The organism is Neobacillus cucumis (assembly GCF_023715505.1).
The window spans coordinates 56,652-80,904 of record NZ_JAMBOH010000016.1 but is presented as its reverse complement, the minus strand read 5'-3'; the positions used below and the strand labels follow the sequence as shown (position 1 = coordinate 80,904).

Sequence of the window (24,253 nt, the reverse complement as noted above, 5' to 3'; positions counted from 1 at the left end):
GTAAATATCTAGAAAAAAATAGTTATTTTTAATTTTGGAGGGGATGAAAACGGAAGATTCAGTAAGGGATTATGGATTTGCTAAAATTTTACTATTTTTTATTCCATTAGCTTTATCAGCTAGTTTAACATCAGTTTCCCATGTTATTATTAATGGTACATTAAGCAGAGCAGAACATGCGGAAATCATCATCGCCAATTATGCGATTGCGTTATCTCTTTTCAGTGTTCTGGAAAGACCGGCAATTGTTTTCAGACAAACTACTTCGGCCTTAGCAAAGGGGAATACAGCTTTTTTCAATATTGCTGCCTTCTTTGTGAAAATTTCTTTTTTTGTATCGGCATTATGTGCGTTAATTGGTTTTACTAGGATCGGGGATTGGGTGTTTATTTATGGGTTTAACGCGGATGCCGACTCACTTACTTCCTTGAAGGTGACCTTTCTTGTCCTAGCAGTGGTGATCCTTTTTTCTGGACTGCGTGGCCTTTACCAAGGAGTTATCATTAACCAATTGGAGACGAAATGGGTAACACTTGGTGTAATCATTAGACTTGTTGTCATGTTTGTTCTTGCCCTCTGCTTTAACCACTTGAGGATTGCCAATACAAGTGTCGCTGGAGCGGTGATCTTTTTGGCAGGAATGGCTATTGAATGTTTGGTCAGCGTCTGGCGTGGTCAGACAATTGTACGAGGAAACAGTAAGTCCGGTAAGCCCTTAAAACAAAAGGAAATAAGTGCTTTCTATTTTCCATTAGTTTTTTACATGTCGTTTCAGACCATCTTAATTCCAATCATCTATTCGTTTCTTGGCATGATTCAGGATGTGCACCTAGGAATTGCATCGTTTGCCTTGGCCTTTAGTATTACAAACCTTGTGCTGAGCTTTTTTATGTACACGCATCAAGTTGTCCTGCAGTTTTACAAACATAATAAACCGGCTGTAATCAAATGCGTGATTGTTTTTAGTATTGTCCCGTCCCTATTCCTTGGTGCCCTTTGTTTCACTCCGGCAGGGCCTTGGTTTATGAGAAACGTAATGGGGGCAGATGTGACACTGGCTGCTGAAAGCCTTGCAGTTTTAAAGTTTTTCTTAATCAAAACAGCTATCTTTCCATGGGTGGACTACTTCGGTGGTATTCTTATGCTCCAGAAGAGTACAAAATCTCTTTTAAAGCCACAAATTTGCAACATGGCAGCAGTCGTTCTGGTCATCATTCCATTGGTCTACTTGCATCCTGAATTAAATGGAAGAGCGGGAGCTATTGCAGCGTCATTCGGTGAAATAATCGGACTTATGGCTGTATTCCTGGTTGTTTCACAAAGACAGAAATATAAACTACAAGAACATAAGTCTGTTTAATTTCACTATAATGTTAACGTTAACAAAAAAGTATTTACTAGATTTATTTATTCTGATAAACTCAATTTATACAAAACTGTTCACGTTAACAAAAATTTTTCAAGGGATGTGTTGGTAATGGGAAAGTTTATGGGTTCTAATTTTTTATTAAAAAATGAAACCGCTGTCTCGTTGTATCATGATTTTGCAAAGGAAATGCCGATCATTGATTACCACTGTCATTTAAGCCCAAAGGAAATCTATGAAAATAAAAAATTTAAAAACATTACGGAGGCATGGCTTTACGGGGACCATTATAAGTGGAGAGTAATGCGGGCAAATGGGATCTCCGAGGATTACATAACCGGTAATGCAAGCGATTATGAGAAATTCCTTGCATGGTCAAGAACCATACCTATGACAATCGGGAACCCATTATATAATTGGTCGCATTTAGAATTACAAAGATTTTTCGGAATTTATGATGTTCTAAACGAGCAAAGTGCACCAGCAATTTGGGAGAAAGTTAATGCTTTACTGAATGGGGAAGGCTTTAGTGTACGTGATTTAATCGTAAAGTCCAATGTGAGGGTCATTTGTACAACAGATGATCCAGTAGATAGTTTGGAATACCACACTTTGTTAAAAGGAGAGAAGGATTTCCCGGTTAGTGTCGTTCCAGGCTTCAGACCCGATAAAGGACTTGAAATAAATCGCGATGGCTTTCTTGAATGGGTGGAAAAGCTAGAGCAGGCATCAGAAATCGAAATAAATCATTTTGAGGACTATCTGGCTGCACTTGAATCACGTGTCCAGTTCTTCCATGCTGCAGGGGGCACTGTTTCAGATCATGCACTAGATTCCGTCGTGTATGAAGAAGCATCGTTTGAAGAGGTTGCAGAGATTTTTTCAAATCGATTAAATGGAAACGCCGTTTCGGTAGCAGAAGAGAGAAAATTTAAGACTTACACACTAATATTTCTTGGAAAACTATACGCGGACCTTGACTGGGCGATGCAATTCCATATCAATGCTCACCGAAATAATAACACGAAAATGTTTAACGAGCTGGGACCGGATACAGGATACGACAGTATCAATGACGATCAGATTGCCAAACCATTGGTTAAAATTCTTGACTCATTGGAACAGGATAATAAACTGCCGAAGACCATTCTTTATTCGTTAAATCCAGGTGATAACTATGTAATTGCTAGTATAATTAACAGTTTCCAAGATGGGAAAACACCTGGGAAAATTCAGTTTGGAACTGCTTGGTGGTTCAATGATACAAAGGACGGTATGCTGGCGCAAATGAAAGCTTTGTCAAATGTGGGACTCTTTAGCAGATTCATCGGCATGCTCACAGATTCGAGGAGCTTTTTATCCTATACAAGACATGAATATTTCCGCAGGTTGGTTTGCAACTTGATTGGAGAATGGGTAGAGGATGGCGAAGTTCCCTATGATCTAGAATTGCTTGGTAAGATTGTTCAGGGAATCTCCTATTACAACGCCAAAGAATATTTTAATTTTACGGAAGTAGGAACCGCTGATTGTCTTCCTTTAAATTAATAATAGTTAACTAGATGGTTGGCGCTAATGTGGATAATAAACAGGGTGTCATCAACCATTGAGCAGTCAACAATGCCACTGCCAAGGTTAAGGCAGTGGTTGTATAGCATTGTTAACATGTGCATAAATACTTAAAGGGTTAACAGGGGTGGAGTATGCAAAAGTTAAATCGAACGAATTATAAGGAATACAAAACCTATCCAGAAAAAATTCTTCAATTCGGAGAAGGGAATTTTTTAAGAGGTTTTATTGACTGGCAGATCCAGGTTCTAAATGAGAAAACTGACTTTAACGGTAGTGTCGTTGTAGTACAGCCAAGAGGTTCTGATAAGATTGAGAGGTTAAACAGCCAAGATGGACTGTTCACCCTTTATTTACAGGGATTAAAAGGTGGAAAACCTGTCAATGAGCATATGATTATTGACTCGATTAACAGGGGAATTAACCTTTTTACGAATTATCAGGAATATTTAAAACTTGCTGCAAGTAATGATCTTCGTTTTATTATAAGTAACACCACAGAGGCTGGCATAGTTTTTAATCCTGGAGATAGCTTAGAGGACAGGCCTCAGAAGAGTTTTCCAGGAAAATTAACAGCCTTTTTATATCATCGTTTTCTTGCATTTGATGGAGATGTAAATCGTGGGTGTATCTTGATTCCCTGCGAATTGATTGAAAATAATGGCGGAAAGCTGAAGGAAGTTGTCCTAAAGTATGCGAGTCACTGGAATTTAGACAGTGAATTTACTGATTGGATCCATCAGGCAAATACCTTTTGTTCAAGCCTGGTTGACCGGATTGTCCCTGGTTACCCAACGGACTCAATCGAGGAAAAAACGGCCGAAATTGGCTACCATGATGAATTAATGGTAGTTGGAGAACAATATCATCTATGGGCGATTGAAGGTCCGGAATCTTTAAAACAGGAACTTCCTGTTGCAGGAACGGGGTTAAACACGTTAATCGTTGACGATTTAACTCCATTTCGCACTCGAAAAGTGAGAATTTTAAACGGTGCCCATACGTCGATGACCCCTGTGGCCTATTTATCTGGTTTAGATACGGTTGAAGAGGCAGTCAATGATCCTGAAATAGGATTATTTATTAGAGAACTGATTGAAGATGAAATTATACCAACGTTTGATGGGGATTTGGAGGAACTTACACTCTATGCAGATGACGTACTTAACCGCTTTGCTAATCCTTTTATTAAGCATTATTTAATGAGTATTTCTTTAAATTCGATTTCAAAATTTAAGACAAGAAATTTACCGGCTTTATTTGATCATGTGGCAAAAAATGAGTCAATGCCAAAACGGATGGTCTTCTCTTTAAGTAGTTTAATTTATTTTTATCGCGGCAAGCGGGGAGAGGTACCGATTCAATTGCAGGATCAACCTGAAACGCTGCAATTCTTCCAAACAATCTGGCAGCAATACGAGGATAGTCTAATAGAAGTAAAGGAATTAGCCAGAAAAGTCTTAAGTGACCAAACGCTATGGGAAATGGACCTGGCTTCTATTCCAGGCTTGGTGGATGCAGTGTCCGCTAACCTTCTTCAGATTGAACTAAAGGGTATTAGAAATGCGCTTAAAGAACTTTATGGGACATCGATTAGGTAAGGTGGGGTAAAGATTGAAAGATTTTCTGCAAATCCATGAGAAAGATAATATCATTCTTGCTTTGAAAGATTTAAAGAAGGATGAACAGCTAAATGTAAACGGGACCGTCGTTCAATTAAAGGAAGATGTATATCGGGGACATAAAGTCGCGATTCGTGATATCCAGCAAGACGAGAATATTGTCAAATACGGTTATCCAATCGGTCACGCCGTCACACGGATCCATGCTGGCGAGCTTGTCCATACCCATAACACGAAAACTAACCTGTCTGGTACAGAGGAATACGAATACAATCCAATTCAAACTGAAGTTTCTTATAAGCTTGAGGATCGGACCTTTAAGGGCTACCGTCGGGTAAGTGGAGCTGTCGGAATACGTAACGAGCTGTGGATTGCCCCCACAGTCGGCTGCGTCAACGGCATCGCTGAAAAAATTATCAAACGTTTTGAAAAGCATGTAGGTGATATCAGCCCATTCGATAACGTTCTTGTCCTGAAACATAGTTATGGCTGTTCTCAATTAGGTGATGACCATGAAAATACGAAACAGATTCTCTTAAATGCAGTGAATCATCCGAATGCAGGGGGTGTCCTGGTCCTAGGTTTAGGATGTGAAAACAATGAGTTGCCGGAATTTAAAAGGGCTCTTGGGGAAGTAAATGAGGACAGGATTAAATTTCTCGTCTCCCAGGCAGTTACCGATGAAATCGAAGAAGGCTTTAAGCTAGTGATGGAGATCTATGAAAATGCTAAAGAAGATAAAAGGGAGGATATTCCTTTATCTGAATTGAAAATTGGTTTAAAATGCGGTGGATCGGATGGATTTTCCGGTATTACGGCCAATCCTCTTTTGGGCAGGTTCTCAGATTATTTAATCGCCCAAGGGGGGACGACTGTCCTAACGGAAGTACCGGAAATGTTTGGGGCTGAAACCATTTTAATGGAACGTGCCGCAAATGAAGAGGTATTTCATAAAGTAGTCGATTTGATCAATGATTTTAAGGGGTATTTCCTGCAGCATGATCAGCCTGTCTATGAAAACCCATCACCAGGAAATAAGGCAGGAGGAATTACCACCCTTGAGGACAAATCGCTTGGCTGTACACAGAAGGCGGGGACTTCAACTGTGGTGGATGTCTTGAAATATGGTGGGGTTCTTAAGACAAAAGGATTAAATCTTCTTAGTGCACCGGGAAATGACTTGATCGCTTCGACTGCACTTGCTGCGGCGGGCTGTCATATGGTGTTGTTTACAACGGGGCGGGGGACACCGTTTGGAACCTTTGTACCAACAATGAAAATTTCTACTAATACCCAAATCTATGAAACAAAGCCTCATTGGATTGATTTTAATGCCGGAATCTTACTGGAAGATGAAGTTTCGTCGGAACAGGTGTTAAAGGATTTCGTTAATTATATAATCGAAGTGGCAAGTGGGGAGTTCGTCAATAATGAAAAGAACGACTTTAGAGAGATTTCTATTTTTAAAAGTGGCGTAACTTTATAGAAGATAACAAAGGACAGTAAAAAGAAACTGTCCTTTGTTGCACCATTTATCTTTTTTGTTAGAGTTGTACTTTTTTGATTGTTTTTAATCCAAACATGGCAAAAAAATGCTAAACGTTAAGAGCTGTATATTAAAAAAGTGTTATTGTTGTAAACCCTTTCTTTCTTTAAAGTTAAGAGATGATGTCAATTATGTTGGAAGTAAAAGGAGAGGGTTGTATTGTCATCCTATTTTCATAGGAACGAGAGCATCTATTCCAAGCTGAATAAACAAGTTGAGAATATTTTAGCAACCATTACAGACCGTTATATAGGAAGTAATCCGCCGCATCCCTTCACGTTCCGAGCCTTTTGCAGTAAAGGTTTTCTACGTGGTAAAGACTATCGCTATGTAATGGATTTAGAAGAACGCTTTCCGGAAGCGAATGATGGTCAATTGGTTTATGCTTGGGCCAAGTTATGGAGCGACGAGTCAAAAGAGGTTGTCTTAGCAATCAACTGTTTTGGTCCTGTTCGGGTATACCTTAATAGTGAATTAGTTTTTAAATCCAGAAACATAGAAGAAACGAATCCGAAACGAAGGGTGAATTTTCGTATACCGGTAAAAGAAGGATGGAATCATTTCGTCCTAGAGTTTATGAAAACTCCTTCAGGATTTGGCGGAGTATTTGGTACAGGATCATTTAAGCGGTTTCCTATGCATTTTATAACACCTTCTGTAGAAAGAAATGGTCAAGAAGGCTGGATTTATACCGGATTCCAGGATAAGGAATTAGAAATGTTGCCGATGGAAGGAACACATGAGGCAGAGGGGGATTTAGTGTGGCTCCCAAATGCGAAATGGGAAAAATCAGACTTACAGCTTACAAGAATATTCGGAAAGAAAAATAATCAATATACCATATCATGGACGAAGTTAATATGTAAAAAGCCGGGTATCCAGACCTATACATTGAACGGGAAAAACAAGGGTGGTATCGAGCTATTTGTCAATGGTGAGAGTGTGTATCAGTCGGATACTGAAAAAAATTTCCAAGTAGCTATAGAACTGCCATATGGTGAGCATAATGTAGTCGTTAAAAGTATTTGTCATGGAGAGAATTGGGGCTTTGAATTGAATGGCGGTAATTTTTCTCTTCCTGTGCCAGTAGAAGGTACAGATGATGTATGGCTCTATGCAGGGACTTTTTCATTGGAAACGCCACTGAGATTCGAAGAAATGTTAAGGTTTGATATTTTACTAGAGGGTAATCAAGGCCCGACTTATTGGCGTTTAGACATGCCAGACACATGGGTCCGTCCTTATTTAGAAAATCCTTTATTCGGGAAATGGGATTATCCTTTAGGTGTGACAATGTATGGTTTATTACAAACTGGAAAAGAGTTGAATCGTCAAGACATTGTGGACTATGTTTTAAAACATATTGAAACCTGTACCTCTTTTTTTCAATATTCCTTATGGGACCGAGAGCAATACGGGGCAGCAGGTATCAATACTCAATTGTCAGCGATCGATAGTTTAGATGATTGCGGTTCGTTTGGGGCGACCATGCTGACGGCAAGTAAGGATACAGATATTCGAGGAGCAAGGGATGTTGCCGATTCAATAGCCGATTATATAATCAATCAACAAGACCGGTTGGAAAACCAGGCATTGTACCGGAGATTTGGCAGTGTGGATTTTATGAAAGATACGATTTGGTGTGATGATCTTTATATGAGTACCCCATTTCTGTCCAGGTATTACGAATTGACAAATGATCCTGCTTACCTGGATGATGCTGTGAATCAGTTTTTATGTTACAAGGACTATTTATTTATTCCGGAACTGCAGATTATGTCGCATGTCTATGATTTTAAATTCAATACAGCAACTGGTGTTCCGTGGGGACGCGGTAACGGATGGGTGATTTTTTCACTTTCCGAATTACTAGCTGTATTGCCTAAGGATCATCCGCAGCGCGAAGAGTTGTTATCATTTTTTAGAGAGCTATCGAAAGGCTATTTGGCTTTGCAAGGGGAAAATGGCTTGTGGCACCAAGTGCTGACAGATCCGGTATCCTATGAAGAAACTTCGTGTACTTCCATGTTTATTTATGCTTTTGCTAGAGGGGTTCGATTTGGCTGGCTTGAAGAATCCAATGAGTATATCGAGGCTGTCTTACGCGGCTTTGAAGGTCTTTCAAAGGTGGGAATCGATAAAAAGGGAAATGTATATGGTGTATGTCAAGGATCTGGTTATGCGTTTACGAAGGATTATTATAAGCATGACCTAACATGGATTCTCAATGACACTCATGGTATTGGTATTGTTTTATTAGCAGGGATTGAGACATTAAGGCTGAAAAAATGGCTGGCTTCAGTCAATCAATATTCAAATCAAAGGGGGACGTTAGTATGAATAAGACTAAACATGTAAAGGATGTTCAAATCGCTTATATCGGTGGAGGCTCACGCGGCTGGGCATGGGGATTGATGAGTGACCTTGCTTTAGAGGAAAATGTATCTGGTACCGTCAAATTATATGATATCAACTTTGATGCGGCCCAGCAAAATGAGATTATCGGCAATCGTTTGCGCGGCCGTGATGATGTAATCGGTCAATGGGACTATGAGGCCGTAGGAACGTTAAAAGAAGCTTTAACAGGTGCTGATTTTGTCATTATCTCCATCCTGCCTGGTACATTTTTAGAAATGAAGTCAGATGTTCATACCCCTGAACAGTATGGTGTCTATCAATCTGTCGGAGATACAGTCGGACCTGGAGGATTGGTCAGGGCACTGCGGACGATTCCATTATTTGTGGAAATTGCCTCGCAAATTAAAGAGCATGCACCAAATGCTTGGGTGATTAATTATACGAATCCAATGAGTCTTTGTACAAGGACGCTATATGAAGTATTCTCTGAGATTAAAGCAATTGGCTGCTGTCATGAGGTTTTTGGCACGCAAAAGCTGCTGGCGATGATGTTAGAGGACATGGAAGGATTGGAAAATGTTCAACGTAGTGACATTAAGGTGAATGTCTTAGGTATCAATCACTTTACGTGGCTTGACCGTGCATCCTATCAAAATATTGATCTATTCCCACTCTACCAGAAATTTGTGGACAAATACTATTTATCTGGATTTGAAGGAAAACAAGCAGGAAATTGGATGAACGATCATTTCGCTTCAGCACAAAGAGTAAAATTTGATTTGTTTAAAAAGTTTGGCCTCATTGCTGCGGCAGGTGACCGTCATTTAGCGGAGTTTATGCCTAATACCTGGTATCTCCAAAGTCCTCAAAAGGTCAAGGAATGGAAATTTGGATTAACTCCGGTGGATTGGCGGATTGAAAGAGGGAAAGAACTTTATGAAAAAGGTCAGCGGCTGGCAAATGGAGCGGAAGACTTTGTCTTAAGACCTACTGGTGAAGAAGGGGTTCAAATGATCAAAGCACTTCTTGGTTTAGGTGATATTACTTCAAACGTGAATTTTCCAAATAGGGGACAAATGGGTGGAGTACCACAAAATGCAATTGTGGAAACGAATGCAGTATTTAGTTACAACAGCGTTCAACCTATTTTATCAGGAGAGCTGCCAACGTCCATCAATAATATGGTGAATCGTCATATCCATATTCAAGAAATGACCCTTCAGGCAGCTATTAACTGTGATAAGGAATTAGCACTTCTCGCATTTTTACAAGATCCACTACTAAGCTCACTCTCCCGTGAGGAAGTGGAAGAATTATTCGAAAAAATGTTGTTAAATACAAAAAATTATTTATCAGGCAGGGAGTTTGAAACCGTCAAAAATTAGTTTTAAGAGAAGAATCCAATGCATTTGAAAATCAGAAGGGATTCTTCTTGTGCTATTCTACTATTATATAGGGGTGACAAGGGATGCCGAAAGTAATCATGACCTTTCCTGAAGGGAAGCACAAAGTATTAACGATGAGCTATGACGATGGCAGATCAGCAGATAGAAAACTTGTCGAGATCTTTAATCGTTATGGAATTAAGGGAACCTTTCATTTGAATTCCGGCTTATTCGGAACCGGCGATCGCATTCCTAGAGAGGAAGTTTCACGGCTTTATCAAGGACATGAAGTATCCGCTCATACCGTAACCCATCCAACGATTGCTAGGTCGCCAAAAGAGCAGCTTATTGAAGAAGTAATGGAGGATCGAAAAAACTTAGAGGAAATCGTGGATTATACTGTGAGAGGGCTATCCTATCCAAATGGTTCTTATAATCAATTGATTAAAGAGATGCTGCCATACTTAGGGATTGAATACGCAAGAACAGTCCATAGTACAGGAAATTTTTCAATTCCTGATGATTTTATCGAATGGAATCCAACCTGCCACCATAACCGAAATTTATTAAAGCTTGCTGAGGAATTCGTCCAGCTCCATAAAAAACAATATTTGTATATGATGTATGTATGGGGCCACAGCTATGAATTTGAACAGGATCAAAACTGGGATTTAATTGGAAAATTTTGTGAATATATTGGTAATCGTAGTGACATCTGGTATGCATCCAATCTTGAGATTGTCGATTATATCAAGGCATTCCAAAATCTAAAATTCTCTGCCAATAGTTATTTTGTTTATAATCCCTCTGCTATCCCTATCTGGTTAAGTGTGGACGAACAAATTGTCGAGGCTAAAGCAGGGGAACAAATGAATCTAGTGAAAAACTAGTGAAATTGAAACCAGTCAAGCCATCGACTGGTTTCTTTTTTTAAACCACAAACAGCGGGATAAATAAAAACTACATATTGGTATTGTTAGCTTCATTTTTTAATTCTTCTATGGCAATTTGTTCCATACTGTTACCGCCGTAATCCGGAACATTACCTGCGTGTTCACGATGATATTCAGAACCAGATCCTTCTGGACTGTTGATTGAATTCTGATTCTTATTGTTTTGTTCAGCCACTTCATTCACCTCCAGAAGATCTTACAACATGGTAACTTTTTTAGCAGTCGTGATGTTTATTAAGATGAAGCGGTGGCGGGATCAGCCAGCCTTTTTCTTTATTTAGACGCAAAATCTTTGCACCAAGTGCAGCTTTTTGCATATGGAATTGACCATACATCATTGCAACATCTTCCCTGATAGACATTCCAATGACTTGACTGCAGGCAACCAACCCTGCAGCGGTATCAGCTGCAAGGGTAGCCGCAATCGCTGGATCCGGAATTCGGGCACCAATTGGAATGTCTTCTAAACAAGCTTCAGGCGGGTCAGGCATTACTGGAGGAAGGCCGACGCCGTTTTCCTTTAAGAGCTCCTCAATTTGCTTTTTTTGCTGTTCGCCTGTCTCAATCACTTCTACTAGTAATTTTTTTAAGTCCTCATCACCGGCATGATTTAACATGGTTTTATAACCGGAAATCATATTGTTGCCTGCTAATTGTGATGCCCAAATATCAAAAACTTCGCCATAATGCAATGGCTCTTCTTTTGGATTTCCACTTAAAATTCCCATTGTTACCCTCCTTAAGGTATTAGAAAAGTTGTTCAGGACTAGTGCCTCCTTCCTTGAAGTGCACAGAGATAGTTTTCCTATACTTAAAAGAATTAATCCTTTAATTATTATGGAATGAATTTGACAGGTACTTCCTACAAATATACATTTTCAAAGTTTGTTCATTAATTGTTCATATTTACCTGTTAAGATAGATGTTAGTGAATTTGGGTTGAATCTTCTATTTAAATGTCAAATTTTTTTTGTCATAATAATGCACTATGAGGTGATGAGAAACAATGAATAAACTATTAAACAAGGGTCAAAGTATTTATAATAAATATATTGGCTTTTTCTTTTTGTCTGTACTTCTACTCTGGTTAAAAACCTATTTTGTACAATTAACCCAGTTTCAATTAGGGATTGAAAATACATTACAGAAATTTCTTCTGTTTTTTAACCCATTAGGTTCTTCCTTAATTTTCTTAGGTATTTCAGCCTTTTTTAGAGGAAGAAAAAAATATACGGTGATGTTGATTATTTATTTTCTATTATCTTTTCTATTATATGCAAACGTCCTTTTTTACCGTTTTTTCAACGACTTCATTACTTTTCCTACCTTAACTCAGACACAAAATTTTGGTGACGTAAGTGGAAGTGTGTTCTCTTTATTAAGACCATACGACATTCTTTTCTTTGTTGATTTTATTGTGTTGGTGGCACTGCTTGCTTTTCGTTTTGTTAAAATTGAGGTTAAAGATATAAAACGCAGGAAAATCTCGGTATTATACTCTTTAGCGCTTGTTATCTCTTGTGTAAACTTGTCTCTGGCAGAATTAGACCGTCCTCAATTACTTACTAGAGGATTTGACCGAAATTATATTGTGAAATACCTTGGTATGTACAATTACACCATTTACGATGCTGTTAAAAGTACACATGCCTCGGCACAACGAGTAATGGCGAGCAGCGATGACATTACAGAAGTTATTAACTATACCAAATCTAATTATGCCGAACCCAATCCCGCTACCTTTGGTGCAGGGAAGGGTATGAATGTGATTTACTTACACCTTGAATCCATGCAAAACTTTTTGATCAATTATAAGTTAAATGGGGAAGAGGTTACACCGTTTTTAAACTCATTGATAAAAGACCAAAATACAATGTATTTTGATAACTTTTTTCATCAAACAGGACAGGGAAAAACATCTGATGCAGAATTCATGCTCGAGAATTCTTTGTTTGGCTTACCAGAGGGATCTGTTTTTACAACGAAAGGGTTAAACACATTCCAAGCAGCACCTGCCATTTTAGGGCAGAACGGGTATACTTCAGCTGTTTTCCATGGGAATTCGGGAAGTTTCTGGAATCGTAATGAAATTTACAAATCTCTTGGTTTTGACAAGTTCTTTGATGCCAACTATTATCAGATTAATTCTGCTGATGAGGCCGAATATGGTTTAATGGATAAACCATTCTATCAGCAATCTATCCCACTATTGGAATCATTGCCGCAGCCATTCTATACTAAATTTATTACGGTTGCTAACCACTATCCATATGCGATGAATCAAAAGGATGCAACCATTGCACCTGCTACAACAGGTGATAAGTCTGTGGATGGATATTTCCAAACAGCACGTTATGCGGACGAAGCGCTAAGACAATTTTTTGACTACCTTAAGAAGTCTGGTCTTTATAATAATTCCATTATTATTATGTATGGTGATCATTACGGTATCTCTGAAAATCATAATAAAGCAATGGCGCAAATACTTGGAAAAGAAATTACACCTGTTGATAATGCTGGATTACAACGTGTACCATTATTTATTCGTGTCCCAGGCATGCAGGGTGGGGTGAACCATGAGTATGGCGGTCAAGTTGACCTTCTTCCAACGCTTCTTCACCTGTTAGGAATTGATACAAAAGATTATGTTCAATTCGGTACGGATTTACTGTCTAAGCAACATGATAGTTTAGTGGCATTCCGAAACGGTGACTATGTGAGTCCGACGATTTACTCGGTTGATGGTAAATATTATGATTCAACTACAGGGTTAAAGCTAGAATCGGACAAGTTGCCTGAGGCCAAGAAATATAAACAATTGGTTCAGGAAAAACTCACATTCTCAGATAAGGTTGTGAATGGAGATTTATTACGTTTCTATACACCTAAAAACTTTACTCCGGTTGACCGAGCAAAATATGATTATAATCCTTCACATAAGGATGGTACCACTGAATAACAATAAAAGGCTGCCGATTTTGGCAGCCTTTTGTTTTATGAATAGTTTTTATTAATTATAGAATGTCTAATTTTGCAACGATGGCAACTAAAACTTGAAGTAATGCTTGGATGTTAACAGCTACTTGTGTATCAGTTGTTGTTACTTCAACACATTTGCTACCCTTAATAATGGTTTTCTGAGAGTTGCGCTGTTTTGTTTTGAATAATTGTTTTAAGTCCTGTACCACTGCTTTTGCTTTTTCAGTATCGCCAATTGTAATGCTAATCACAACAGCAATCGCAGCTTGGATAGCAGCTTGAAGTGACACAGCTATCTGAGTATCCGTTGTATGAACACAAACCTGTTCAGAATCCTTAACAACAATCCATTCAAAGGACTGCTGTTTACTTGATACCAGTTGATCAGCTTCCTGTGTTACAGCTTCATCCTTACCTTTATCGCAGCAATGGTCCAATGCTTTCCAATTTTCACTCATGTTTTTTCTCACCTCTTATTATTTTTTTATAAAATGTCTACTTTAGCCACTAAAGTGAGTAGAACCTGTAATAATGCTTGAATATTGACGGATAAGTCTGTGTCAGTAGTCTTAACAGTGACGTCTTTGGAGTTTTCGATGAAAATTTTCTGTTTATTTGTTTGCTCTGTCTCAAAATGCTGCAGAAGATCTTGTACTACACCGTCTTTGTCCGCACTGTCTAAAATGGTAATTCTAATCACTATTGCAATAGCAAGTTGTAGAGCAATTTGTAAGGAAACGGCTGCTTGAGTATTGGTTGAATGAACCTTAATATTACATGAATCTTTAATAAAGATTAGTTCATCCGATTCTTGGTCCATTAAATCGACTTGGTTTGCGTCCTGTACTACATCTGCATCATGATGCTTCTTATCATCATGTTTATCTTCGTGTGAAGAACTCCTCCTCCGCTCCTTTTTCTCGTGATCGCGGTGGCTGCTGCTACGGTTTTTCTCGCTGCTGCTATTGCGTTTATCCCTGCTGGATGATGACATTCCTAAACACTCCTTTTTGTTAGTTTCGATTTAATATATGAGGTTGTCTTACATTCTGATTGGACGAGTCCCTAATTTCTGCCCATTTAACAAAAGTAAAAAAACGCCTAAATGGCGTTTTCAGGTTAGTATCATTTGGGATCTATTTCTTGTTCTTTAGTTGGTTTTTTAACAAATGAATCCACTTGCAGGGATAGATCTTTGACTAAGTCTTTTAACATTTGTTTCTGCTCATCTGAAATTTTGCCCTTTGCTTTATCAATACTAATCCCGTTTTTTCTTAGTATATCGCTTACCAGTAAATCAATCACCGATTTTGGAATGATTGGATTGTCCGATGAATTACTCACAAATATGCCCCTTTCATGATGTTTTTTTTATCAGCATATGCAATCCCCATCTCGTTCACCTAAACGAAATGCCTAAATATAAATATAATCTTGAATCTAGTTTCCGGGTTAGTGACAAGCTAAGAGAGGATATTTTCACAAAGGTGGGGAAACATGGGAAGCATTTGGAGAATCTATATAACGGATTGGAGAAATATACGAAAAGTGCCCATCGTTATCTTGTTATTAGGAGCACTCACGCTCCTTCCATCCGCTTATGCTTGGATTAACATTAAAGCGATGTGGGACCCATACAGTAATACATCTGGAATTAAAGTGGCAGTGGCTAATGAAGATGAAGGGGCAGAAATTCGAGGGAAAAAGGTAAACATAGGAAATGAAATTGTACAAAATTTAAAAAATAACAAGAAACTCGGCTGGATATTTGTTAATCGCTCCACTGCGGAGGACGGCGTTGAAAAAGGTAATTATTATGCTTATCTAATCATCCCAAGAGACTTTTCAAAGAAACTAACCAGCATACTTGAAATCAATCCAACAAAGCCGCAAATTCTATTCGGTGTAAATGAAAAGATTAATGCCGTTGCCCCGAAAATTGCCAGCTCTGGAGCGTCGGCTGTAACAGCTCAAATCAGTCAGGCTTTTGTCAAAACTGTTGGAGATGCTATTTTTTCAGGTTTTTATAAAGCCGGAATTGAGTTAGAAAAAGCATTGCCATCCATACATAATATGGAGAACCAAATCTTTACATTAGAGAAGGCCTTGCCGCAGATTGAGGCTATGGGAAAGAAAGCAATCGAGCTCGAGGGAAAGCTGCCCGAAATTAGAGAAAAGGGACAGAAGATAATTGAATTGGAACAAAGGATTCCCGAGATTAACCAGGCCGGCAGCAGTATTTTAAAAGTAGAAGCTAATCTGCCACTCATCCATGAAGCCGGCAATAAGGTATTGGCACTGCAACAGAAAATGGCCGATATGAATCGCATAAATGAAATTGTAACCCAAATTGGAGAGCAATTATCTGAAATAGAGGCAAATATTAACCAAACAATCAATCGTTCTGGACAGGCCGCAGCTGAGGTTGACACTAGTGAAAATCAGGCACAGTTAACACAGCTTCATGAGGAACTTGTACGTATTCACAATTCCATTCAACAGGCACGGGGTGACCTCCAGCAAAAGGTATTAGAAGGAGAAGCGATTGTTAACTCCTCTGCTAATTTTATTAAAAATGATCTCCCAACAATTGAGGGGAAAATTCATAAAGCGGCAGATTTTGTTCGTAATGATCTGCCATCTCTGGAGGATGATATTCGAAAAGCCGCTGATCTTGTTCGAACAAAGCTTCCTGAATTAGAAACAGCTGTCCATAAAGCGGCTGATTTTGCAAGAAATGACTTACCAGGCTTTGAAGCACAGATCAGGAGTACAGCTGATAAACTGCGAAGATTAAAAGGCAGTGTGGATGTGAATGATTTAATTCAAATTTTAAAACATGACCCGCAAACAGAAAGTAACTTTTTATCCAATCCGGTTTTATTAAAAACAAAAAGGATATTCCCTATCCCTAATTACGGTTCAGCGATGACCCCATTTTATACAATGCTGGCACTTTGGGTAGGGGCAACATTCCTGATCGCCTCACTTCGAGTAGATGTGGAGGATAACAATCATCAGTTTAAGAGCTATCAGGTTTACTATGGAAGAATGCTTACCTTTATGACCATAGGGATCTTTCAAGCTGTAGTTGTTTCATTTGGTGATATATATATCATTCATACTTATGCCGTTGATAAACTATGGTTTTTTCTCTTTAGTATCTTTATTGGGCTGGTTTTTGTAATTATCACGTTTACTTTATGTTCTGTTTTCGGCACAATTGGAAAAGGGTTAGCAATTATTCTTTTGGTGCTGCAAATTTCCAGTTCCGGTGCCACCTTTCCTGTTAGTACCACTTCAGTCTTTTTTCAAAGAATATATCCTTTTATGCCGTTTACATATGCGGTTAGTTTGCTGCGCGAAACGGTAGGAGGAATGGTTGCAGAAGTGGTGGTAAGAGATGTGTTTTACTTGCTACTCTTTGTGGCTGCCAGCTTTATTTTAGCACTTTTCTTGAAAGAACCTCTGAGTAAACGAATCCAAAAGACTGCAGAGTTGGCAAGGTCTTCAAAAATGATTCAATAAGCACTTACTTTGTAAAAACCAGCATCTATTAGGGTGCTGGTTTTTCTTGACAAAAAATAAGTAAATATGTTATTAAAATAATTGTTAGCACTCTTCGGATAAGAGTGCTAAAATATAGGTATATTTTGCAAAAAGGAGAGGTCTTGATGGAAACAAAGCAATTTAAAGCAGAGTCAAAACGGTTACTAGATATGATGATTAACTCGATATATACACACCGAGAGATTTTCTTAAGAGAGTTATTGTCAAATGCAAGCGATGCGATCGATAAAATTTACTATAAAGCTTTAACAGATGATTCGTTAACCTTTGACCAAGATAGCTACTACATAAAAGTGACTGCTGATAAGGACAATAGATTATTGAAAATCACTGATACTGGCATAGGGATGACTAAAGAAGAACTTGAAAATAACCTTGGTACGATTGCAAAAAGCGGTTCGTTAGCTTTCAAAAAGGAAAATGAACTTAAAGACGGCTACGATATCATTGGACAATTCGGGGTTGGCTTTTATTCAGCATTCATGGTGGCAGATGAAGTATCAGTGATTAGTAAGGCTCTAGGTAGTGATGAAGCCTTCAAATGGGAATCTAAAGGAGCGGACGGCTATACCATCACTCCATGTGAAAAGGATTCAGTCGGTACGGAGATTACGTTGAAAATAAAAGAAAATACCGAAGATGAGAACTATGATGAGTATCTTGAAGAATATCGATTAAGGTCTATTATCAAAAAATATTCGGATTTTATTCGCTATCCTATTAAAATGGATGTTACAGAACGTAAGCTCAAAGAGGGCAGTGATAACGACTTTGAGGAAGTAGTTGAAGAACAAACCATTAATAGTATGGTTCCTATTTGGAGAAAGAATAAGAAGGATTTAACCACCGAAGACTATGAAAATTTTTACTCAGAAAAACGCTATGGTTTTGACAAACCGCTAAAACATATTCATATCAGCGTTGACGGTGCTATAAGATATAATGCCATTCTTTATATCCCTGAAAACATTCCGTTTGATTATTACACACAGGAATATGAGAAGGGATTAGAGCTATATTCAAATGGCGTGTTAATCATGAATAAATGCGCTGATTTGCTGCCTGACTATTTTAGTTTCGTTAAGGGAATGGTGGATTCTGAAGATCTTTCATTAAATATCTCAAGAGAGATGCTTCAGCATGATCGTCAATTAAAGCTTATCGCCAAAAATATTAATAAGAAAATCAAAAGTGAATTATTGTCGATCATAAAAAATGAACGAGAAAAGTACGAAGAGTTCTTCAAAGCATTTGGCAGACAACTAAAATATGGTGTTTACAGTGATTATGGAACCCATAAAGAAGAACTCCAGGATTTGTTAATGTTCTACTCATCTAAGGAGAAAAGGTTGGTCACTCTTGACGAGTATGTAGCAAGAATGCCGGAGGACCAAAAATATATTTACTATGCAACTGGTGAATCGAATGAACGAATTGATAAACTGCCGCAAACGGAATTAGTTGCGGATAAAGGGTATGAAATTCTATATTTTACCGATGAGATTGATGAGTTTGCAATAAGAATGCTAATGTCATATAAAGAAAAAGAGTTTAAATCTGTTTCCAGCGGTGATTTAGGATTTGAAGCGGATGAAAATCAAGATACGGCTGCAGAGGAACAAGACAATAAAGAACTATTTGATTTTATGAAAAGTGTTCTAAACAACAAGGTTAAAGATGTAAAAGTTTCGAAACGACTAAAAACTCATCCTGTATGTTTATCTACTGATGGGGCAGTATCGATCGAAATGGAAAAAATCCTTAACGCCATGCCAAACAGTCAAAATGTAAAAGCAGACAAGATCTTAGAAATTAATGTCCATCACGAGGTGTTTACAACATTAAAAGATGCGTTTGAAAAGGACAAAGACAAGTTAACCTTATATACAAACTTGTTATATAATCAAGCATTGTTGATTGAAGGTTTACCAATCGAAGACCCAGTCGAATTTACAAATCAACTATGCAAAGTAATGGTATAAAGATGGAGGGATTGCAGAAGGCTGCAATCCCTTTTTCATCAAAAAAATATGAACTCTAGTTCACTTTTTGCGAAAAATATGATATAATCATATAAAGAACATATTTATGGAAAATTCCTAATAGATTGGATGATTATATGGCAAAATAAAATAAATAAGGAGTGGTTGAATGACAGAATTAATGAAGGAAAATCTAAAGCATAAAAAACTTCCGCTAACAAGGGTAATTGTGAGAATCATTATGATTACCATCGGTGCCATCCTTATGGCGACAGGACTAGAAATATTTTTAGTTCCGAACCATGTTATTGATGGGGGAATCACCGGTATCTCCATCATGCTTGCACATATTACTGGATGGAAATTGGGGCTCTTTCTATTTGTATTGAATCTGCCTTTTGTGTATATGGGCTACAAACAAATGGGAAAAACCTTTGCTTTTTCAACCATTTATGGAATTATCGTTTTATCCATTTTTACTTCCTTTTTTCACCCTATTCCCCCTTTTACAGAAGATATCCTCCTGGCAACCCTATTTGGCGGAATGATTCTAGGCATTGGAGTGGGTCTGGTCATCCGTAATGGCGGGGCATTAGATGGCACAGAAATACTAGCTCTTGTCATTAATAAAAAGGTTCCCTTTTCGGTTGGACAAATTATTATGTTTATGAACATATTTATTTTAGGGGCAGCCGGATTTGTCTTTTCTTGGGACCGTGCCATGTATTCCCTTTTAGCATATGTAATTGCATCGAAAGCCATTGATACGGTTGTCCAAGGACTCGAAGAAACTAAATCTGTCTGGATTATTAGTGACAATGCCGAAGAGATTGGAGATGCTGTTAATGACCGTTTAGGACGGGGAGTCACCTATTTAAACGGTGAAGGCGCTTATACTGGCGATAATAAGAAAGTCATTTTTAGTATCATTTCCCGATTAGAAGAGTCCAAACTAACGACGATTGTCGAGGAAATAGATCCTACAGCGTTTTTAGCCATTGCTGACATAGCGGAAGTTAGAGGCGGCCGTTTTAAGAAGCGCGATATTCACTGACTTATTACGGAAGGGGTAAAGAAAAGGGATTTGTCACCAAGACAAACCCCACCTAGTACACTTAATGGCCTAATTCAACATCATCAACATGGTTAACATGCTTTTTATTTACTAAAATGAACAAAACAGAGAGAAGGACAAAAATACCGCCGACAATAAAAGGAACAGATGGGTTATAAATTTCTGAAAGTTTACCTGCCATATAGGGGGCAATCGCACCTCCGATAAAGCGAAGGAAGCTGTAAGCGGCGGACGCTGTTGAACGTTGTACGGGTGCTGCATTCATTACAGCGGTGGTGATTAGTGTATTATTATTTCCTAATAATGCACCGGCAGCAATAACACAAATGATGATGACCGATTGTGTTGAGGTCCATGTCCCCATGACAAAAAGAAGAATTCCGAACATAACTAACATCGCGCACATGGATTTTATCGTTCCAAACTTTTTCTGCAGTTTAGGAGCAATAAAGACAGAAGTAATCGCAAGTAAAATCCCCCAGCCTAGGAATACAAACCCAAGCCCATGTTCATCCAATCCCATGACAAATGGGGCATAGGCGAGAAGCGTAAAAAAGCCAAAATTATAAAGGGCCGCCGTGATCCCGAAAACCAATAACGAACGGTGTTTTAAGGCACGGAAAGGATCTGCAAGTGATGTTTTCGCTTGGTTCTTTTGATCCTGCTTAGCCTTGGGCATTAATAAAATTAAACCAATAAATGCTATAACCATCAGTGTAGCTACGCCAAGAAACGGTCCTCTCCAGGACATTGCCCCTAACCATCCCCCTAGAAGAGGGCCTACTGATATGCCAAGTCCGATCGCAGCTTCATAAAGAATGATGGCTTTGGCCGTTCCACTATTGGATAGTGAGACAATAGCTGCAAGGGCAGTTGCTACAAATAAAGCATTTCCTAAACCCCAGCCTCCTCGAAGACTGACAAGGGTCCAAATTCCATTTGAAAAGCCTCCAAGTGCAGAGAAGACCGCTATGATGACAATCCCTGAAAGAAGGGTCCACTTGATTCCCAGCCTAGAGGAAATCATTCCGGTAATAAGCATAGCCACTGCCATTACCGCATTATAGCTGGTGAACAATAAGGTAACTTGACTATGTGAGGCATGTAATTGATCTGCAATGGCAGGTAAAATGGGGTCAACAAGACCTAAACCCATGAAAGCAATGATGCTGGCAAAAAATACTGCCCACACTGCTTTTGGTTGTGTTAATAAAGATGCCTGTAACTCTGGATTTGAAGTGTTTTTACTTGAGGTTGACGCAATCGAATGCGGTGTTGATGCCATTTACATTACTCCTTTTCTGTTTATATTTGTTTCATCCACGGTTCGTCTGCTTGAGAAAATTCATCAATAAGGTGACGAAATATTTGGAAAACTTATTTCGGTGAAATATTTCGTACGAATACCCTCTTGAGACAAATAGTTGTATGATGAAACTATATGATTGTATTATACAACTATTTTTCACTACGTCAATGATGTTTTCACTTGGCACGACGAAAATAAAAGTTAGTTATCTTATGATATGATAATGTGTAGGAATATTGAATACTGTGAGGTTATAAAATGAATAAAAATGCCCTAGAAATGATTGAACTCGAATTAGCGATCCTGCTTCGCCGAACGACATCTGATAATAACCATAAAAAAGTTGGGAGTCTTGACCGATCTGCCTATCTGCTGCTTCGGCGCATTGCTATGAAAGGGGCAGTAGGCGTAAAGGTCTTAGCGGGTGAATTCCAATTAGATATATCAACAGTAAGCAGACAAGCAGCTGCTTTAGAGCAGAAGGGCTTCTTGTATAAGATACCTGATCCGTTAGATGGGAGGGCATACACCTTTGAAATTACCGAGTTAGGGAAAAAGGAATTAAATGAACATATGCAGGCTCGAATAGACAGAATAACAGAATTACTAAAAGATTGGCCTGAAGAGGAGTGCGAGGTTTTTGGTGAGTTGCTTAGAAAATTCAATTATTCGTTTTTAGAAGGATAAAACGATGGTGATAGGCTATTAAATATGGATAGAGGTAACTGGCAAGTTGTAAATAAAAACTTGCAGGTTACCTTTATTTTTTTATTTTTATGGCCCCTTTAATGGGGGTAACAGTTGGATAAAACGTTTAAAAGGAAGTTATTTAGTTAGACATAATGACAAAATTACTGTTTATTTAGCAAAAACAAATAAAAAAGATATATCGTGGTACGAAATATTATTATATCGACAGAATAATTAGGGGGTTGATGCAAGAATTATAGCAGAAATAGAGACATAGCTCTTTTTTACTGTTATTATTTTTTTGTATCGATAGTTGTTTATAAAAAGGAGACAGAAAGCTATGATTACAAACAGAACCGAACAAGATTTCTTAGGAAAAAAAGAAATCCCAAAGGACGCCTATTATGGTATCCAAACACTTAGGGCGGTTGAGAATTTCCCTATCACAGGGTACTCCATTCATGAAGAATTGATTAAAGCATTGGCAATGGTAAAAAAGGCGGCAGCAATAGCAAATATGAATACAAAGAGATTATATTCCGGGCTCGGTGATGTCATTTGTCAAGCTGCCGACGAAGTGATTGCAGGAAAGTGGAACGACCAATTTATAGTTGACCCAATTCAAGGCGGAGCCGGGACGTCCATGAACATGAATGCAAATGAAGTAATCGCCAATCGGGCGCTTGAATTGCTTGGTCATGAAAAAGGAGCTTATTTTCATTTAAGTCCGAATACGCATGTCAATATGTCGCAATCGACGAATGATGTTTTTCCGACAGCCATTCATATCGCTGCTCTAAAATTACTTGAAAAATTACTCGTGACCATGAATGATATGCTTGCCGTTTTTAAGGAGAAGGCAAAACAATTTGAAAACGTTATCAAAATGGGGCGGACCCATTTACAGGATGCAGTTCCAATCCGCCTTGGTCAAGAATTTGAAGCTTACTCTCGTGTTCTTGAACGTGATCTTAAGAGGATTTCAAACTCTAGAAATCATTTATATGAGGTGAATATGGGTGCCACAGCAGTTGGGACGGGCTTAAATGCGGACCCTCAATATATTATAGATGTGGTTAAACAGCTTACCGAAATTAGTGGACTGCCATTAGTTAACGCTGAGCATCTCGTGGATGCAACCCAAAATACAGATGCATATACTGAGGTTTCAGCTGCATTAAAAGTTTGTATGATGAATATGTCAAAAGTAGCCAACGATCTGCGCTTAATGGCATCTGGCCCGAGGGCCGGTCTAGCAGAAATAAGTTTGCCAGCCCGCCAGCCCGGGTCTTCGATCATGCCAGGAAAAGTAAACCCAGTCATGCCGGAGTTGATTAACCAAATTGCCTTTCAGGTAATCGGAAATGATCATACCATCTGTCTTGCTTCTGAAGCTGGTCAACTGGAACTGAATGTGATGGAGCCCGTATTAGTTTTTAACTTACTGCAATCAATCAGTATTATGAGCAATGGCTTCCGTTCCTTTACCGATTATTGCTTGAAGGGAATTGAAGCAAACGAGGCACGTTTAAAGGATTATGTTGAAAGAAGTGTCGGTATTATTACGGCAGTCAATCCGCATTTGGGATATGAAGTAGCTGCTAGGATTGCTAGAGAAGCCATCGTCAGTGGAAAATCGGTTCGTGAATTATGTTTGCAGCATGACGTGCTTACAGAAGAAGAATTAGATCTTATATTAAATATATTTGAAATGACCAAACCAGGAATTGCTGGGGCAGCACTTTTGGATAGAGATTAAAAATATAAGCCTTCATCCTAATGTTTTATTAAGGATGAGGGCTTTTCTGTTTTAAAGACTAAAGCAGGAAAATTCGAATGTAAATGTAAC

19 protein-coding genes are annotated in these 24,253 nt (G+C 38.5%); 13 read left to right on the top strand and 6 right to left on the bottom strand.

Features of this window, described 5'->3' with window-relative positions; all coding sequences use genetic code 11:
* The first annotated feature begins 43 nt into the window (after window positions 1-43).
* The 7 genes from M3226_RS20610 to M3226_RS20580 all read left to right on the top strand — a co-directional run bounded on the left by M3226_RS20610 (window position 44) and on the right by M3226_RS20580 (window position 10,736).
* Window positions 44-1,360: a multi antimicrobial extrusion protein MatE gene (locus tag M3226_RS20610; RefSeq protein WP_251569295.1), complete on the top strand. Its 1,317-nt coding sequence runs from the start codon at window positions 44-46 to the stop codon at window positions 1,358-1,360.
* A 117-nt stretch (window positions 1,361-1,477) separates the two neighbouring features.
* Complete coding sequence (gene uxaC, locus M3226_RS20605) at window positions 1,478-2,914, top strand: glucuronate isomerase (RefSeq protein WP_251569294.1); 1,437 nt, start codon at window positions 1,478-1,480, stop codon at window positions 2,912-2,914.
* A gap of 155 nt (window positions 2,915-3,069) precedes the next feature.
* Window positions 3,070-4,536, top strand: coding sequence for a tagaturonate reductase (locus M3226_RS20600; RefSeq protein WP_251569293.1), 1,467 nt, complete (start codon window positions 3,070-3,072; stop codon window positions 4,534-4,536).
* A 13-nt stretch (window positions 4,537-4,549) separates the two neighbouring features.
* Window positions 4,550-6,043 (top strand): UxaA family hydrolase, encoded by a 1,494-nt coding sequence (locus M3226_RS20595; protein ID WP_251569292.1) that lies wholly within the window; start codon window positions 4,550-4,552, stop codon window positions 6,041-6,043.
* Window positions 6,044-6,262: 219 nt separating this feature from the next.
* The gene (locus M3226_RS20590) at window positions 6,263-8,443 is read left to right on the top strand and encodes a glycoside hydrolase family 88/105 protein (protein WP_251569291.1); all 2,181 of its coding nucleotides are present in this window, start codon (window positions 6,263-6,265) and stop codon (window positions 8,441-8,443) included.
* Complete coding sequence (locus M3226_RS20585; protein WP_251569290.1) at window positions 8,440-9,846, top strand: family 4 glycosyl hydrolase; 1,407 nt, start codon at window positions 8,440-8,442, stop codon at window positions 9,844-9,846. Before M3226_RS20590 ends, M3226_RS20585 begins: the two co-directional genes overlap by 4 nt.
* Before the next feature lie 83 nt (window positions 9,847-9,929).
* On the top strand, window positions 9,930-10,736 hold the full coding sequence (locus M3226_RS20580) for a polysaccharide deacetylase family protein (protein ID WP_251569289.1): 807 nt from the start codon (window positions 9,930-9,932) through the stop codon (window positions 10,734-10,736).
* A gap of 70 nt (window positions 10,737-10,806) precedes the next feature.
* Here the strand turns inward: M3226_RS20580 and M3226_RS20575 are convergent, their stop codons facing one another.
* Window positions 10,807-10,974: a hypothetical protein gene (locus M3226_RS20575; RefSeq protein WP_251569288.1), complete on the bottom strand. Its 168-nt coding sequence runs from the start codon at window positions 10,972-10,974 to the stop codon at window positions 10,807-10,809.
* Window positions 10,975-11,014: 40 nt separating this feature from the next.
* Window positions 11,015-11,527, bottom strand: coding sequence for a DUF3231 family protein (locus M3226_RS20570; protein WP_251569287.1), 513 nt, complete (start codon window positions 11,525-11,527; stop codon window positions 11,015-11,017).
* 278 nt (window positions 11,528-11,805) lie between these two features.
* Here M3226_RS20570 and M3226_RS20565 point away from each other — a divergent pair, with 278 nt between their 5' ends.
* Entirely contained in the window at window positions 11,806-13,758 is a 1,953-nt protein-coding gene (locus M3226_RS20565; RefSeq protein ID WP_251569286.1) for an LTA synthase family protein, read from the top strand.
* Window positions 13,759-13,813: 55 nt separating this feature from the next.
* On the opposite strand, the gene M3226_RS20560 is transcribed toward M3226_RS20565, so the two are convergent.
* From M3226_RS20560 to M3226_RS20550, 3 genes are all read right to left on the bottom strand, one after another.
* Window positions 13,814-14,236 (bottom strand): spore coat protein, encoded by a 423-nt coding sequence (locus M3226_RS20560; RefSeq protein WP_251569285.1) that lies wholly within the window; start codon window positions 14,234-14,236, stop codon window positions 13,814-13,816.
* Between the two features lie 26 nt (window positions 14,237-14,262).
* Window positions 14,263-14,772: a spore coat protein gene (locus tag M3226_RS20555; protein WP_251569284.1), complete on the bottom strand. Its 510-nt coding sequence runs from the start codon at window positions 14,770-14,772 to the stop codon at window positions 14,263-14,265.
* 131 nt (window positions 14,773-14,903) lie between these two features.
* Window positions 14,904-15,122: a spore coat protein gene (locus M3226_RS20550; RefSeq protein WP_251569283.1), complete on the bottom strand. Its 219-nt coding sequence runs from the start codon at window positions 15,120-15,122 to the stop codon at window positions 14,904-14,906.
* Between the two features lie 153 nt (window positions 15,123-15,275).
* On the opposite strand from M3226_RS20550, the gene M3226_RS20545 reads away from it, so the two are divergent.
* The 3 genes from M3226_RS20545 (at window position 15,276) to M3226_RS20535 (ending at window position 20,384) form a co-directional block, all read left to right on the top strand.
* Entirely contained in the window at window positions 15,276-17,306 is a 2,031-nt protein-coding gene (locus M3226_RS20545; protein ID WP_251569282.1) for a YhgE/Pip domain-containing protein, read from the top strand.
* Between the two features lie 146 nt (window positions 17,307-17,452).
* Window positions 17,453-19,330: a molecular chaperone HtpG gene (gene htpG, locus M3226_RS20540; RefSeq protein ID WP_251569281.1), complete on the top strand. Its 1,878-nt coding sequence runs from the start codon at window positions 17,453-17,455 to the stop codon at window positions 19,328-19,330.
* 169 nt (window positions 19,331-19,499) lie between these two features.
* Entirely contained in the window at window positions 19,500-20,384 is an 885-nt protein-coding gene (locus M3226_RS20535; RefSeq protein ID WP_251569280.1) for a YitT family protein, read from the top strand.
* Between the two features lie 61 nt (window positions 20,385-20,445).
* Here the strand turns inward: M3226_RS20535 and M3226_RS20530 are convergent, their stop codons facing one another.
* Complete coding sequence (locus M3226_RS20530; protein ID WP_251569279.1) at window positions 20,446-21,690, bottom strand: MFS transporter; 1,245 nt, start codon at window positions 21,688-21,690, stop codon at window positions 20,446-20,448.
* A gap of 282 nt (window positions 21,691-21,972) precedes the next feature.
* Between M3226_RS20530 and M3226_RS20525 the strand changes: the two genes are divergently transcribed.
* Window positions 21,973-22,401: a MarR family winged helix-turn-helix transcriptional regulator gene (locus M3226_RS20525; RefSeq protein ID WP_251569278.1), complete on the top strand. Its 429-nt coding sequence runs from the start codon at window positions 21,973-21,975 to the stop codon at window positions 22,399-22,401.
* Between the two features lie 343 nt (window positions 22,402-22,744).
* Window positions 22,745-24,163, top strand: a complete 1,419-nt coding sequence (gene aspA / locus M3226_RS20520) for an aspartate ammonia-lyase (protein ID WP_251569256.1) — start codon at window positions 22,745-22,747, stop codon at window positions 24,161-24,163.
* The last annotated feature ends 90 nt before the right edge of the window (window positions 24,164-24,253 follow it).

Excerpts from the sequence above, each read along its gene's own strand:
- M3226_RS20570 (WP_251569287.1), bottom strand. The coding sequence starts at position 11,527 with ATGGGAATTTTAAGTGGAAATCCAAAAGAAGAGCCATTGCATTATGGC.
- M3226_RS20610 (WP_251569295.1), top strand. The coding sequence starts at position 44 with ATGAAAACGGAAGATTCAGTAAGGGATTATGGATTTGCTAAAATTTTA.
- M3226_RS20530 (WP_251569279.1), bottom strand. The coding sequence starts at position 21,690 with ATGGCATCAACACCGCATTCGATTGCGTCAACCTCAAGTAAAAACACT.
- M3226_RS20585 (WP_251569290.1), top strand. The coding sequence starts at position 8,440 with ATGAATAAGACTAAACATGTAAAGGATGTTCAAATCGCTTATATCGGT.
- uxaC (WP_251569294.1), top strand. The coding sequence starts at position 1,478 with ATGGGAAAGTTTATGGGTTCTAATTTTTTATTAAAAAATGAAACCGCT.
- htpG (WP_251569281.1), top strand. The coding sequence starts at position 17,453 with ATGGAAACAAAGCAATTTAAAGCAGAGTCAAAACGGTTACTAGATATG.
- M3226_RS20545 (WP_251569282.1), top strand. The coding sequence starts at position 15,276 with ATGGGAAGCATTTGGAGAATCTATATAACGGATTGGAGAAATATACGA.
- M3226_RS20555 (WP_251569284.1), bottom strand. The coding sequence starts at position 14,772 with ATGTCATCATCCAGCAGGGATAAACGCAATAGCAGCAGCGAGAAAAAC.
- M3226_RS20565 (WP_251569286.1), top strand. The coding sequence starts at position 11,806 with ATGAATAAACTATTAAACAAGGGTCAAAGTATTTATAATAAATATATT.
- M3226_RS20560 (WP_251569285.1), bottom strand. The coding sequence starts at position 14,236 with ATGAGTGAAAATTGGAAAGCATTGGACCATTGCTGCGATAAAGGTAAG.
- aspA (WP_251569256.1), top strand. The coding sequence starts at position 22,745 with ATGATTACAAACAGAACCGAACAAGATTTCTTAGGAAAAAAAGAAATC.
- M3226_RS20580 (WP_251569289.1), top strand. The coding sequence starts at position 9,930 with ATGCCGAAAGTAATCATGACCTTTCCTGAAGGGAAGCACAAAGTATTA.
- M3226_RS20525 (WP_251569278.1), top strand. The coding sequence starts at position 21,973 with ATGAATAAAAATGCCCTAGAAATGATTGAACTCGAATTAGCGATCCTG.
- M3226_RS20600 (WP_251569293.1), top strand. The coding sequence starts at position 3,070 with ATGCAAAAGTTAAATCGAACGAATTATAAGGAATACAAAACCTATCCA.
- M3226_RS20535 (WP_251569280.1), top strand. The coding sequence starts at position 19,500 with ATGACAGAATTAATGAAGGAAAATCTAAAGCATAAAAAACTTCCGCTA.